Source organism: Streptomyces sp. NPDC059009, assembly GCF_042740175.1.
Classification (GTDB): Bacteria; Actinomycetota; Actinomycetes; order Streptomycetales; family Streptomycetaceae; genus Streptomyces.
In genome coordinates, this window is sequence record NZ_JBHYJB010000003.1 from 306,622 (window position 1) to 319,991 (window position 13,370).

General features: G+C 70.4%; 12 protein-coding genes. 7 read left to right on the plus strand and 5 right to left on the minus strand.

The features are described from left to right. Positions 1–15 precede the first annotated feature (15 nt). A complete protein-coding gene (gene groL / locus ACFWYM_RS05015; RefSeq protein ID WP_384830037.1) occupies positions 16–1,644 on the plus strand; it encodes a chaperonin GroEL in 1,629 nt (542 codons plus the stop codon). Between the two features lie 70 nt (positions 1,645–1,714). Here the strand turns inward: groL and ACFWYM_RS05020 are convergent, their stop codons facing one another. After that, complete coding sequence (locus tag ACFWYM_RS05020; protein ID WP_384830040.1) at positions 1,715–2,488, minus strand: SDR family NAD(P)-dependent oxidoreductase; 774 nt, start codon at positions 2,486–2,488, stop codon at positions 1,715–1,717. A 34-nt stretch (positions 2,489–2,522) separates the two neighbouring features. Then, the gene (locus ACFWYM_RS05025) at positions 2,523–3,191 is read right to left on the minus strand and encodes an MOSC domain-containing protein (RefSeq protein ID WP_384830043.1); all 669 of its coding nucleotides are present in this window, start codon (positions 3,189–3,191) and stop codon (positions 2,523–2,525) included. Between the two features lie 79 nt (positions 3,192–3,270). Here ACFWYM_RS05025 and ACFWYM_RS05030 point away from each other — a divergent pair, with 79 nt between their 5' ends. After that, positions 3,271–4,173, plus strand: a complete 903-nt coding sequence (locus tag ACFWYM_RS05030) for a LysR family transcriptional regulator (RefSeq protein ID WP_384830046.1) — start codon at positions 3,271–3,273, stop codon at positions 4,171–4,173. 53 nt (positions 4,174–4,226) lie between these two features. Here the strand turns inward: ACFWYM_RS05030 and ACFWYM_RS05035 are convergent, their stop codons facing one another. Next, the gene (locus ACFWYM_RS05035; RefSeq protein ID WP_384830049.1) at positions 4,227–4,556 is read right to left on the minus strand and encodes a WhiB family transcriptional regulator; all 330 of its coding nucleotides are present in this window, start codon (positions 4,554–4,556) and stop codon (positions 4,227–4,229) included. Between the two features lie 380 nt (positions 4,557–4,936). Between ACFWYM_RS05035 and ACFWYM_RS05040 the strand changes: the two genes are divergently transcribed. The 4 genes from ACFWYM_RS05040 to ACFWYM_RS05055 all read left to right on the plus strand — a co-directional run bounded on the left by ACFWYM_RS05040 (position 4,937) and on the right by ACFWYM_RS05055 (position 9,304). Next, positions 4,937–5,548, plus strand: a complete 612-nt coding sequence (locus tag ACFWYM_RS05040; RefSeq protein WP_003948568.1) for a response regulator transcription factor — start codon at positions 4,937–4,939, stop codon at positions 5,546–5,548. A gap of 245 nt (positions 5,549–5,793) precedes the next feature. Further along, the gene (locus ACFWYM_RS05045; protein WP_127909693.1) at positions 5,794–6,369 is read left to right on the plus strand and encodes a sigma-70 family RNA polymerase sigma factor; all 576 of its coding nucleotides are present in this window, start codon (positions 5,794–5,796) and stop codon (positions 6,367–6,369) included. Positions 6,370–6,556: 187 nt separating this feature from the next. Continuing rightward, complete coding sequence (gene guaB, locus ACFWYM_RS05050; protein WP_384830052.1) at positions 6,557–8,062, plus strand: IMP dehydrogenase; 1,506 nt, start codon at positions 6,557–6,559, stop codon at positions 8,060–8,062. A 117-nt stretch (positions 8,063–8,179) separates the two neighbouring features. Continuing rightward, positions 8,180–9,304, plus strand: coding sequence for a GuaB3 family IMP dehydrogenase-related protein (locus ACFWYM_RS05055; RefSeq protein ID WP_384830055.1), 1,125 nt, complete (start codon positions 8,180–8,182; stop codon positions 9,302–9,304). Between the two features lie 86 nt (positions 9,305–9,390). Here ACFWYM_RS05055 and ACFWYM_RS05060 read toward each other — a convergent pair whose 3' ends face one another. Further along, positions 9,391–9,936, minus strand: coding sequence for a hypothetical protein (locus ACFWYM_RS05060; RefSeq protein ID WP_384830058.1), 546 nt, complete (start codon positions 9,934–9,936; stop codon positions 9,391–9,393). 99 nt (positions 9,937–10,035) lie between these two features. Further along, positions 10,036–11,292, minus strand: coding sequence for a nucleotide sugar dehydrogenase (locus ACFWYM_RS05065; protein WP_384830061.1), 1,257 nt, complete (start codon positions 11,290–11,292; stop codon positions 10,036–10,038). 229 nt (positions 11,293–11,521) lie between these two features. Between ACFWYM_RS05065 and ACFWYM_RS05070 the strand changes: the two genes are divergently transcribed. Further along, positions 11,522–13,231 carry a glycerol-3-phosphate dehydrogenase/oxidase gene (locus ACFWYM_RS05070; RefSeq protein WP_384830064.1) on the plus strand — a complete coding sequence of 570 codons (1,710 nt, stop codon included), beginning with the start codon at positions 11,522–11,524 and terminating at the stop codon, positions 13,229–13,231. Positions 13,232–13,370: the final 139 nt, after the last annotated feature.

Below are 13,370 nucleotides of genomic sequence, written 5' to 3' on the forward strand. Positions count from 1 at the left end.
GGCTGAACCGCTCCCATGGCGAAGATCCTGAAGTTCGACGAGGACGCCCGTCGCGCCCTCGAGCGCGGCGTCAACAAGCTTGCCGACACGGTCAAGGTGACGATCGGCCCCCGCGGCCGCAACGTCGTCATCGACAAGAAGTTCGGCGCCCCCACGATCACCAACGACGGTGTCACCATCGCCCGCGAGGTCGAGGTCGAGGACCCGTACGAGAACCTCGGCGCCCAGCTGGTGAAGGAGGTGGCGACCAAGACCAACGACATCGCGGGTGACGGCACCACCACCGCCACCGTGCTCGCCCAGGCCCTGGTCAAGGAGGGCCTGCGCAACGTCGCCGCCGGTGCCTCCCCGGCCGCCCTGAAGAAGGGCATCGACGCCGCGGTCAAGGCCGTGTCCGAGGACCTCCTCGCCACCGCCCGTCCGATCGACGAGAAGTCGGACATCGCCGCCGTCGCCGGTCTCTCCGCCCAGGACACGCAGGTCGGCGAGCTCATCGCCGAGGCGATGGACAAGGTCGGCAAGGACGGTGTCATCACCGTCGAGGAGTCCAACACCTTCGGTCTGGAGCTGGACTTCACCGAGGGCATGGCCTTCGACAAGGGCTACCTGTCGCCGTACTTCGTGACGGACCAGGAGCGCATGGAGGCCGTCCTCGAGGACCCGTACATCCTCATCCACCAGGGCAAGATCTCCTCGATCCAGGACCTGCTGCCGCTGCTCGAGAAGGTCATCCAGGCCGGCTCCTCGAAGCCGCTGCTGATCATCGCCGAGGACGTCGAGGGCGAGGCGCTCTCCACCCTCGTCGTCAACAAGATCCGCGGCACCTTCAACGCGGTGGCCGTCAAGGCCCCCGGCTTCGGCGACCGCCGCAAGGCGATGCTCGGCGACATGGCCGCCCTCACCGGCGGCACCGTCATCGCCGAGGAGGTCGGCCTCAAGCTCGACCAGGTCGGCCTGGACGTGCTCGGCACCGCCCGCCGCGTGACCATCACCAAGGACGACACGACCATCGTCGACGGCGGCGGCAACGCCGGTGACGTCGAGGGCCGCGTCAACCAGATCAAGGCCGAGATCGAGGCCACGGACTCCGACTGGGACCGCGAGAAGCTCCAGGAGCGCCTCGCGAAGCTGGCCGGCGGCGTGTGCGTCATCAAGGTCGGCGCCGCCACCGAGGTGGAGCTGAAGGAGAAGAAGCACCGTCTGGAGGACGCCATCTCCGCGACCCGCGCCGCGGTCGAGGAGGGCATCGTCTCCGGTGGTGGCTCCGCGCTCGTCCACGCCGCGAAGGTCCTCGAGGGCTCCCTCGGCAAGGACGGCGACGAGGCCACCGGTGTCGCCGTCGTCCGCCGCGCCGTCGTCGAGCCGCTGCGCTGGATCGCCGAGAACGCCGGCCTCGAGGGCTACGTCATCACCTCCAAGGTGGCGGAGCTCGACAAGGGCTTCGGCTTCAACGCCGCCACCGGCGAGTACGGCGACCTGGTCAAGGCCGGCGTCATCGACCCGGTCAAGGTGACCCGCTCCGCCCTGGAGAACGCCGCGTCCATCGCCTCCCTGCTCCTCACGACCGAGACCCTGGTCGTCGAGAAGCCGGCCGAGGAAGAGGCCGAGGCCGGTCACGGCCACGGTCACGGGCACGCCCACTGACCCACGGGTTCAGCGACGAGGCCCGGCGCCCCTTCGGGGGTGCCGGGCCTCGGTGCGTCGGTCAACGTCCTTACCGGGGGCCGTACTTGCGCCCCGTACGCGAAGTGATCCCGCCGATCAGCGCCCTCGGCGTCACCTTCACCACGCCCATCATCGCCTTGTACCGCGGGTCCGGGATGGACAGGGACTTGCCGCGGGCCAGGTCGGAGAGGGCCGCCGCGACCAGCTTGTCGGCGTCGAGCCACATCCACTTGGGGATGTTGTCCGTGCCCATGCCGGCCCGCTGATGGAACTCCGTACGGACCAGGCCGGGGCAGAGCGCCATCAGCCGCACCCCGGAGTCCGCCAGGTCCTTCGCCGCGCCCTGGGTGAACTGCACGACCCAGGCTTTCGACGCGCCGTACGTGCCGCGCGGCACGAACGCCGCCACCGACGCCACGTTCACCACCCCGCCGCGCCCGCGCGGCCGCATCGACTCGATCGCCGCCGTCGTCAGCCGCAGCACCGCCTCGCAGTGCACCTTGAGCATCGTCAGCTCGTCGGCCATCGGCACTTCCAGGTAGCGGCCCTTGTTGCCGAAGCCGGCGTTGTTGACCAGCAGGTCGACCGGGTTCCTGGGGTCGGACAGGCGTTCCTCGACGGCGGCGATGCCCTCGTCCGTCGAGAGATCGGCGGTCAGCACCTCCGCCTCGATGCCGTGCCGGTCGTGCAGCTCGGTCGCCTGCTCCCGCAGCCGCTTCGTGTCGCGCGCCACCAGGACGAGGTTGTGTCCGTCGGCGGCCAGGCGGCGCGCGAAGGCGGCGCCGATACCGGCCGTGGATCCCGTAATCAGAGCCGTAGTCATGCGCCCAGGCTAATGACTGGACGGTGACGGAGGGTCAACCAGCCTGCTGGGCGACGTACTTACGGGCGTCCGCGAGGGTCTCCGGGTGCAGCGCGTCCCCCGCCGCGAGCATCCGCGGCAGCAGCGTCCGCTCCGTGGTGACCGCCCGGAACTGCAGGGCGACGGTGACCTCGTGGTCCGGCCGGTGCACGATCTCGACGGCGTCGCCCACTTGGATGTCGCCCGGTTCGATGACCCTGAAGTAGGCCCCGGGAACGCCTTCTTGAGTGAATCGCCGCACCCACCCCCGCTCACCCAGGTGCCCCTGGAACGTACGGCAGGGAATGCGCCCACTGGTCACCTCGAGCAGCAGCTCCGAGCCGACCCGCCAGCGCTCGCCGATCTTCGCGCCGCTCACGTCGAGCCCGATGGTGGTGAGGTTCTCGCCGAAGGAGCCGTTGGGGAGCGGCCGCCCGAGCAGGCGCTCCCATGCGTCGAGATCCTCGCGGGCGTACGCGTAGACCGCCTGGTCGTCGCCGCCGTGCACCCGGCGGAAACAGACGTCGTCCCCGGCGAGGCCGCTGCCGGCGACGCCCTTCGGCCCGGGCGCGGAGACATGCACGCGGTCCGCCGTCGGCTGCTTGTCGATGCCGGTGGTCCCCGAGGGGGCGTCGGTGTGTGCGGAGGAGGTGGCCCGGCCCAGGTTCACGGAGAGGAGCTTCATAGAGGCAGGCTAGGCGAGCAGGCTCAAAGCGTCGACGCGATATTTCGCGCCCTGCCCAAGGCTCACTTATGCTCAAGGGGTGATCGAAGCCCGCCATCTCCGTGTCCTGCGCGCCGTGGCCGCCACCGGTTCTTTCTCGGCGGCCGCCCGTGAGCTGGGCTGCACCCAGCCCGCGGTGAGCCAGCAGATGAAGGCCCTGGAGACCTCGGCGGGCACCCCGCTGCTGATCCGCACGGGCCGCGAGATGCGGCTCACGCAGGCGGGCGAGGCCCTCGTCCGGCACGCCGCGGGGATCCTGGCCGGGCTGACCGCGGCCGAGGAAGAGGTCGCGGCCATCGCCGGCCTGCGCGCGGGCCGGGTCCGCCTCGTCTCCTTCCCCAGCGGCAGCTCGACGCTGGTCCCGAGCGCCCTGGCCGCCCTGCGCGCCGCCCACCCCGGCACCCGCGTCTCCCTCGTGGAGGCCGAACCGCCGCGCTCGGTCGAGATGCTGCGCGAGGGCGACTGCGACGTGACCCTCGCCTTTCGTTACGAGCGCGCCGACGGCACCTGCGCCGAGGAGTGGGACGACCTCGTGGTGCGCCCGCTGCTCGCGGACCGGCTCGTCGGCCTGGTGCCCGAGGGCCACCGCCTCGCCAAGGCGGACTCGGTGACCATCGGGGAACTCGCCGACGAGCCGTGGATCGCGGGCTGCCCCCGCTGCCGCCGCCAGCTGGTCGAGGTCTGCGAGAGCGCGGGCTTCACGCCCCGCATCGACTTCGCGACCGACGACTACCCGGCGGTGATCGGCCTGGTGGGCGCGGGCCTCGGGGTCGCCGTCCTGCCGGAGCTCGCCATCGAGTCCGTACGTCCCAAGGGGGCCCGTGCGGTGACGGTGGAGCCGGCGGTGCAGCGGGAGATCGTCGCCCTCACGCTGCCCGATCTGGCCCAGGTGCCGGCCGTGGCCGCGACGCTCGACCACCTCGCCCGCGCCGCCGCCCGCTGACCTCGAGAGCCGGCGGAGGCCCGCCGTGACCGGCTATTAGAAGAAACGTTCCTTCAGTTGCGTGACAAGGCGCTGCCGCTGGACGCGGAGGCCGTGACGAGCCGGTTGCGGGCGCGTCCCATGAGTTCTTCGCGCTCGTCTTCGGTGAGTCCGCCCCACACTCCGTAGGGCTCGCGTACCGCCAGTGCGTGCGCGGCGCACTCCGCCCGTACCGGGCACCTCATGCAGACCTCTTTGGCCGAGTTCTCGCGAGCGCTCCGCGCCGCTCCGCGCTCGCCCTCCGGGTGGAAGAAGAGCGAGCTGTCGACCCCGCGGCAGGCCGCGAGGAGCTGCCAGTCCCAGAGATCTGCGTTCGGTCCGGGAAGGCGGGAGAAATCTGCCATTGCTTGTCTCCTGGTAGCCGTTCTGACGCGGATACGGTGCCCATGACCGTACATCTACTATCTAAGGAGATGAAAATATGACTCATTGCGAATCTAGCCACAGACACCAGCAAAAGGGAAGAAAAAGGGCTAAATGGGGCATAGCTTGTGATGAAACCTTGAGGGTCTCTTGCGCTGTCTGCACTGTGTCCGCGCCCTCACGTAGAGTGCCGAAGGCGGCCGCCCGACCCGTAACTCTTTCGAGTGACCATCGTTGAGAGTGCGGAGGCGGTTGAAAGAACAAGCGCTCGGGCAGGTGTCCGAGAGCGTCAACCGCACAGGTGACGAATAAGTACAGCCTGGAGGCTCAAGGTGACGCGCATCAGCTGCGGAGGGCGGCCATGACATCCGTCCTCGTCTGCGACGACTCCCCGCTTGCCCGAGAGGCGCTCCGCCGCGCGGTCGCGACCGTGCCCGGCGTCGAGCGCGTGACGACGGCGGCCAACGGCGAGGAAGTCCTCCGCCGCTGGGGCGCCGACCGCTCGGACCTGATTCTGATGGACGTACGCATGCCCGGACTGGGCGGCGTGGAGACCGTTCGGCGGCTGCTCTCCGCCGACCCCGGTGCGCGGATCATCATGCTCACCGTCGCCGAGGACCTGGACGGGGTCGCGCTCGCGGTCGCCGCCGGGGCCCGCGGCTATCTGCACAAGGACGCCTCGCGCGCGGAGCTGCGGGCGACCGTGACGCAGGCGCTCGCCGACCCCACCTGGCGGCTGGCCCCGAGGCGGCTGCGGTCCGCCGAGATGGGGGCCGCTCCCACGCTCACCGCGCGGGAGATCCAGGTGCTCGAGGGCATGAGTCACGGCCGGTCCAACGCCGAGATCGGGCGTGAGCTTTTTCTCTCCGAGGACACGGTCAAGACGCACGCCCGGCGGCTGTTCAAGAAGCTCGGCGCCTCGGACCGTGCGCACGCCGTGGCGCTCGGATTCCGCTGGGGCCTGGTCCGCTAGGTGTGTCGCAGCGGGGGCTCGGCGATCCCCGCCCGCCGCGTGCTGGTGGGCGGGGCGACGGACGCCCGCTCCTTGTTTCGCCGCCGATGCCGCATCCTTGAGGTGTGGAGTTCCTCGGGGACGAGTCGGTCGAGCGGGAGGGGGAGGCGCACAGGATGAGTTCTGGCGCACCTACTCATAACGCTTCGGTGCACAACTACGGACGCGGTGCCACGGATCAATCGGCGCCAAGGCACCATGGACCGATGCGCGATGACAAGACGACGGTGATCGGTGCCCTCGTCCTTCGCGCCGTGGAGGGCGACGAGCAGGCCACGCACGATCTCCTGGCCCACGTCCACCCTCTCGCGCTGCGCTACTGCCGCACCCGGCTGTCCCGACTCCCGGGCGACGCGCGGCACTTCGTGGAGGACCTGGCGCAGGAAGTGTGCGTCGCGGTCCTTCTCGCGCTGCCGCGCTACAAGGACACCGGACGGCCCTTCGAGGCGTTCGTCTTCGCGATCGCCGCGCACAAGGTCGCGGATCTGCAGCGGGCGGCGATGCGGCACCCCGGTTCCACGGCGGTGCCCTCGGACGAGATGCCCGAGCGGCCGGACGACTCGCTCGGCCCGGAGGAGCGGGCGCTGCTGAGCAGCGACGCCGAGTGGGCCAAGAAGCTCCTCGCCAACCTTCCGGAGAACCAGCGCGAGCTGCTGCTGCTCCGGATCGCCGTCGGCCTCACCGCCGAGGAGACCGGGCAGATGCTGGGGATGTCCCCGGGCGCGGTGCGGGTGGCCCAGCACCGGGCGCTGAGCAGGCTGCGGGCCCTGGCCGAGCAGTAGTCGGGCAGGAGCCGGGCAGAGTGGTCGGCCGGCGGCGGTCGCGGGCGGTTCCGGGCGCGTGTACGACGGGCGTCGTTGCCGTATGAACGTACAAAGCTTGTCGATGATCTTGCCCGTGGAATGAGACACCCTCGGATCCCGTTAGCATGGACATCCGCACCGATCAAGGCCATTTGGGGAAGGTGTCATGACTGCAAACGTCGACGGAGTGCCCGAGAAATTCGCGACACTCGGGCTGACCTACGACGACGTGCTGCTGCTGCCCGGCGCGTCCGACATGGCGCCGGACCAGATCGACACCTCCTCGTACATCTCGAAGAACGTGCGGGTGAACGTCCCGCTGCTGTCCGCGGCGATGGACAAGGTCACCGAGTCCCGCATGGCGATCGCCATGGCGCGGCAGGGCGGCGTCGGCGTGCTGCACCGCAACCTGTCGATCGCCGACCAGGCGAACCAGGTCGACCTGGTGAAGCGCTCCGAGTCCGGCATGGTCACGGACCCGATCACGGTGCACCCGGACGCGACGCTCGCCGAGGCCGACGCGATCTGCGCCAAGTTCCGCATCAGCGGTGTCCCGGTGACGGACGGCGCGGGCAAGCTGCTCGGCATCGTCACCAACCGTGACATGGCCTTCGAGACCGACCGCAGCCGTCAGGTGCGCGAGGTCATGACGCCGATGCCGCTGGTCACCGGCAAGGTCGGGATCTCCGGTGTGGACGCCATGGAGCTGCTGCGCCGCCACAAGATCGAGAAGCTGCCGCTCGTCGACGACGGCGGTGTCCTCAAGGGCCTCATCACGGTCAAGGACTTCGTCAAGGCCGAGAAGTACCCGAACGCGGCGAAGGACGCCGAGGGGCGGCTGCTCGTCGGTGCCGCCGTGGGTGTGGCCGGGGACGCCTTCGAGCGGGCCCAGGCGCTGATCGAGGCGGGCGTCGACTTCATCGTCGTCGACACCGCGCACGGCCACTCCCGGCTGGTCGGCGACATGGTCGCCAAGATCAAGTCGAATGCGAGCGGCGTCGACGTCATCGGCGGCAACATCGCCACCCGTGACGGCGCGCAGGCACTCATCGACTCCGGTGTCGACGGCATCAAGGTCGGTGTCGGACCGGGCTCCATCTGCACCACGCGCGTGGTCGCCGGTATCGGCGTCCCGCAGGTGACGGCCATCTACGAGGCGTCGCTCGCCGCCAAGGAGGCGGGTGTTCCCGTCATCGGCGACGGTGGCCTGCAGTACTCGGGCGACATCGCCAAGGCGCTCGTCGCCGGTGCCGACACGGTCATGCTGGGCTCGCTGCTCGCGGGCTGCGAGGAGTCGCCGGGCGAGCTGCTCTTCATCAACGGCAAGCAGTTCAAGTCGTACCGGGGCATGGGCTCGCTCGGCGCCATGCAGTCGCGCGGCGAGCAGAAGTCCTTCTCCAAGGACCGGTACTTCCAGGAGGGCGTCGCCTCCGACGAGAAGCTGGTGCCCGAGGGCATCGAGGGCCAGGTGCCCTACCGGGGCCCGCTGTCGGCCGTCGTCCACCAACTCGTGGGCGGGCTGCGCCAGTCGATGTTCTATGTGGGCGGCCGGACCGTTCCGGAGCTTCAGACGAACGGCCGCTTCGTACGGATCACCTCGGCGGGCCTCAAGGAGAGCCACCCGCACGACATCCAGATGACGACCGAGGCGCCGAACTACAGCCGCAAGTAGCCGGCCGGAAGCAGCCGCGCTTCGCGGTGAGGGGCGGTCCCGGAATTGCCGGGGCCGCCCCTCCCGCGTGTGTCGGGGATACTGGACAGGCAGACCAAGAGGGAAAGGCCCCACAACGTGACTGAGATCGAGATCGGGCGCGGCAAGCGCGGCCGCCGCGCGTACGCCTTCGACGACATCGCCGTCGTTCCGAGTCGGCGCACCCGCGACCCGAAGGAGGTCTCGATCGCCTGGCAGATCGATGCCTATCGGTTCGAGCTGCCGTTCCTGGCCGCTCCCATGGACTCCGTGGTGTCGCCCGCCACCGCGATCCGCATCGGCGAGCTGGGCGGCCTCGGCGTCCTGAACCTGGAAGGGCTCTGGACGCGGTACGAGGACCCGCAGCCGCTGCTCGACGAGATCGCCGAGCTCGACGCGGAGACCGCGACCCGTCGCCTCCAGGAGATCTACTCCGCGCCCATCAAGGAAGAGCTGATCGGGCAGCGCATCAAGGAGGTGCGCGACTCCGGTGTGGTCACCGCCGCCGCGCTCTCCCCGCAGCGCACCGCCCAGTTCTCCAAGGCCGTCGTCGACGCAGGCGTGGACATCTTCGTCATCCGCGGCACGACGGTCTCGGCCGAGCACGTCTCCGGTGCCGCCGAGCCGCTGAACCTGAAGCAGTTCATCTACGAGCTGGACGTCCCGGTCATCGTCGGCGGCTGCGCCACGTACACGGCCGCCCTGCACCTGATGCGGACCGGTGCGGCCGGTGTGCTGGTGGGCTTCGGCGGCGGCGCCGCGCACACGACGCGGAACGTGCTGGGCATCCAGGTGCCCATGGCGACGGCTGTGGCTGATGTGGCGGCTGCTCGCCGTGACTACATGGACGAGTCCGGCGGCCGGTACGTGCACGTCATCGCCGACGGCGGCGTGGGCTGGTCCGGCGACCTGCCGAAGGCGATCGCCTGCGGCGCCGACTCCGTGATGATGGGCTCCCCGCTGGCCCGCGCCACGGACGCGCCCGGCAAGGGTCACCACTGGGGCATGGAGGCCGTCCACGAGGACGTGCCGCGCGGCAAGAAGGTCGACCTGGGGACTGTCGGGACGACCGAGGAGATCCTGACCGGTCCCTCGCACATCCCGGACGGTTCGATGAACTTCTTCGGGGCGCTGCGGCGGGCCATGGCCACGACCGGCTACAGCGAGCTCAAGGAGTTCCAGCGGGTCGAGGTGACGGTGGCGGACGCGCAGCACAAGCGGTGAGGTGACGCTGCGCTCGGCTTGAGCGGAAAAGGGGTTGGGCCCACTGGAAGGTGGGCCCAACCCCTTTCTGCGTTCTGCGGCGGTGCCTAGTCCGCGGCCCGCTTGGCCGCGAAGAAGGCGGAGACTCCGCCCAGTGCGAGGAAGACGAAGGTGAGGGCGTCCTTCTTCTCCTTCCAGATCGTGTTCACCACGTCGAAGTGATCGGTGAGGATCGAGAAGAACGACTGGTCCGCGGCCTCACCGAGCACCATCGCGTAGCCGGTGAGCTGACCCAGGTACACGGCGGCCACGGCGGCCAGGGCGCTGACCACCTGCACCGCGACGTTGCGGCCGCCCAGCTTGCCCGCGGCGAAGCCGATGACGGCGCCGACGCCGAAAGCCGCGTAGCCGATCTCGTGCTCGACGGCCTTCATGATCGCGCCGTAGATGCCCGCCGTGACGAACAGCAGGACGACGGCGACGCCGATGCCGAGGCCCACGTTGCCGGTGCGGGCTGCCGCGGGGTGCGGAGGCAGCGGGAAGCCGCCCTGCTGGGGCGGTTGCTGCGGGAACTGGCCGTAGGGCTGCTGCGGCTGCTGCCCGTACGGCTGCTGGGGCTGCTGGCCGTATGGCTGCTGCGGTGGCTGGGTCATGCGTGTCCCCCTGGGGTGTGAGCCGCCGTACTGATGTGCGGCAGAAAGGCCGCACAGTAGCAGTCGGCGCTGACGATCCCAGGGGGAATTCGCGAAGGTTCAGAGACGGTGGGCCGCGCCCGCTGGGGTTGCGCCTCTTGTGTCCAGGAGGAGTTGGGCCTTTACCGCCAGGCCCTGGAGGTCGTATGTGCGGTGGTGCTGGAGCAGGATCGTCAGGTCGGCGTCGGCGGCGGCCTCGTAGAGGGAGTCTGCGCGGGGGACCGGGTGGCCGACGATGCTCCAGGTCGGCACGTAGGGGTCGTGGTAGCTGACGGTGGCGCCCATCTGCATGAGGCGGGTGGCGATCTCCTGGGCGGGGGCGCCCTGTTGGTCGGCGAGGTCGGGCTTGTAGGTGACGCCGAGGAGGAGGACGCGGGCGCCGCGGGCGGACTTGCCGTGTTCGTTGAGGAGGGTCGCCGAGCGTTGGATGACGTATTGGGGCATGCGGTCGTTGACCTGCTGGGCGAGTTCGACCATGCGCAGGGGGCGGGTCCCGCGCGCGGGACCCGGGATGTCGAGGGGGACGCCGTGGCCGCCGACGCCGGGGCCGGGGCGGAACGCCTGGAAGCCGAAGGGCTTGGTCTCGGCGCAGCGGATGACGTCCCACAGGTCGATGCCGAGGTCGTGGCAGAGCACCGCCATCTCGTTGACCAGGGCCATGTTCACGTGCCGGTAGTTGGTTTCGAGGAGGTGGACCGTTTCCGCCTCGCGGGGGCCCCGCGCGCGGACCACCTTGTCGGTGAGGCGGCCGTAGAAGGCGGCGGCCGACTCGGTGCAGGCGGGGGTGAGGCCGCCGATCACCTTGGGGGTGCCCGCGTAGCCGTGAGTGCGGTTGCCCGGGTCGAGGCGGCCGGGGGAGTGCGCGAGGTGGAAGTCGCGGCCCGCGCGCAGGCCGGAGCCCTCTTCGAGGAGGGGGCGGAGGAATTCCTCTGTGGTGCCCGGGTACACGGGGGACTCCAGGATCACCGTGGTGTGCGGGCGCAGCCGTGCGGCGAGGGCGCGGGCGGCGTCGGCCACTTGGCTCAGGTCGAGGGTGCGGTCCGCCGCCGGTGGGGCGGGGGCGCAGATGACGGCGGTGCGGACCCGGCCGAGTTCGACGGGGTTGGCGGTCGGCCGGAAGCCCCCCGAGAGCATCCGGCGGACGTCGGCGGCGGTGAGGGTGCCCTCGGCGCCGCCGTCGCTGGGGAGACGGCCGCCGGCGAGGTCGGTGGCGCGGCTCGGGTCGTAGCCGACGGTGGCGATGTTGGCGGCGACAGCGGCATGCGCGAGGGGCAGGCCGAGGTGGCCGAGTCCGATGACGGCGAGATCTGCGGGCATGGCGGTGGGCCGTCCTTCCCAGTAGCCGGAGCGGGACGTGGGCGCAAGCCCTGTGGACAAGGTGGGCGAGCGCAATGTCAGACTAGGAGTAAATATGACCGATTTGCGGCATTGCCCTGCTCCCGACCTCGGAGTGTTGTCCACAGGTGGCGCCTGAGGGGAGCGAGGTCGAGAAGAATCTGGGCATGATGTGAGCGCGACCACAGCCGATCGCACACGGGAGGCAGCGGTGAGGACAGCAACTCTGGGCCCGGCGGAGCGTGCCGAGTCACTGGCGTCGATGGCCGATCGGGAGCTCGACGTCCTGGTCGTGGGCGCGGGCGTGGTCGGTGCGGGCACCGCCCTCGATGCCGTGACCCGCGGTCTGTCCACCGGGATCGTGGAGGCGCGGGACTGGGCGTCGGGCACGTCGAGCCGGTCCAGCAAGCTGATCCACGGCGGCCTGCGCTATCTGGAGATGCTGGACTTCGCGCTCGTGCGGGAGGCGCTGAAGGAGCGGGGGCTGCTGTTGGAGCGGCTGGCGCCGCATCTCGTGAAGCCTGTGCCCTTCCTGTATCCGCTGCAGCACCAGGGCTGGGAGCGGCTGTACGCGGGATCGGGCGTCGCGCTGTACGACGCGATGTCGATGTCCAAGGGGCATGGGCGCGGGCTGCCCATGCACCGGCATCTGACGCGGAAGCACGCGCTGCGGGTCGCGCCCTGTCTGAAGAAGGATGCGCTGGTGGGGGCGCTGCAGTACTACGACGCCCAGATGGACGACGCCCGCTATGTCGCGACGCTGGTGCGCACGGCGGCGGCGTACGGCGCGAAGGCGGCCAACCGCGCGCGTGTGACCGGCTTTCTGCGGGAGGGCGAGCGGGTCGTCGGGGCCCGGGTGCAGGACGTGGAGGGCGGCGGGGAGTACGAGATCCGCGCCAAGCAGATCGTGAACGCGACGGGGGTGTGGACCGACGACACCCAGGCGATGGTCGGCGAGCGCGGGCAGTTCCACGTCCGGGCCTCCAAGGGCATCCACCTCGTCGTGCCGAAGGACCGGATCAGCTCCTCGACCGGACTGATCCTGCGGACCGAGAAGAGCGTCCTGTTCGTCATCCCCTGGGGGCGGCACTGGATCGTCGGGACCACCGACACCGACTGGGATCTGGACAAGGCGCACCCGGCCGCCTCCAGCGCGGACATCGACTATCTCCTGGAGCATGTGAACTCCGTGCTGGCGGTGCCCCTTTCGCGGGACGACGTGCAGGGAGTGTACGCGGGGCTGCGGCCGCTGCTGGCCGGGGAGTCGGACGCGACCAGCAAGCTGTCCCGGGAGCACACCGTGGCGCACCCGGCGCCGGGGCTCGTCGTGGTCGCGGGCGGCAAGTACACGACGTACCGCGTGATGGCCAAGGACGCGGTGGACGAGGCGGTGCACGGCCTGGACCAGCGCGTCGCCGACTGTGTCACGGAGGACATTCCGCTCGTCGGCGCCGAGGGCTACAAGGCGCTGTGGAACGCGCGCGCGAGGATCGCCGCCCGGACAGGGCTTCATGTGGTGCGCGTGGAGCACCTGTTGAACCGGTACGGCGCGCTGGCGGAGGAGGTGCTCGAACTCATCGCCGGGGACCCCACGCTCGGGGAGCCGATGCCGGCCGCCGACGACTACCTCCGCGCCGAGGTGGTGTACGCGGCGTCGCACGAGGGCGCCCGGCACCTGGACGACGTGCTGACGCGGCGCACGCGCATTTCGATCGAGACCTTCGACCGCGGTACGCGCAGCGCGCGGGAGTGCGCGGAGCTGATGGCGCCCGTGCTCGGCTGGGACAAGGACCAGGTCGAGCGCGAAGTGCAGCACTACGAGAAGCGGGTGGAGGCCGAGCGCGAGTCCCAGCGGCAGCCGGACGACCTGACGGCGGACGCGGCGCGGCTCGGGGCGCCGGACATCGTGCCGCTGTCGTAGGGCTCGTCGGGGTAGGGACGCAGGGGTGGAGGCGCAGGGGTGGAGGGTTCCTCGGGAGGGGGAACTCGGCTTGGGTGAAGGGGGGTTAAGGAGCGACGGAGCGCTCGGCCGGGGTCAACGCCCGCCAGGTGTCGGTTGT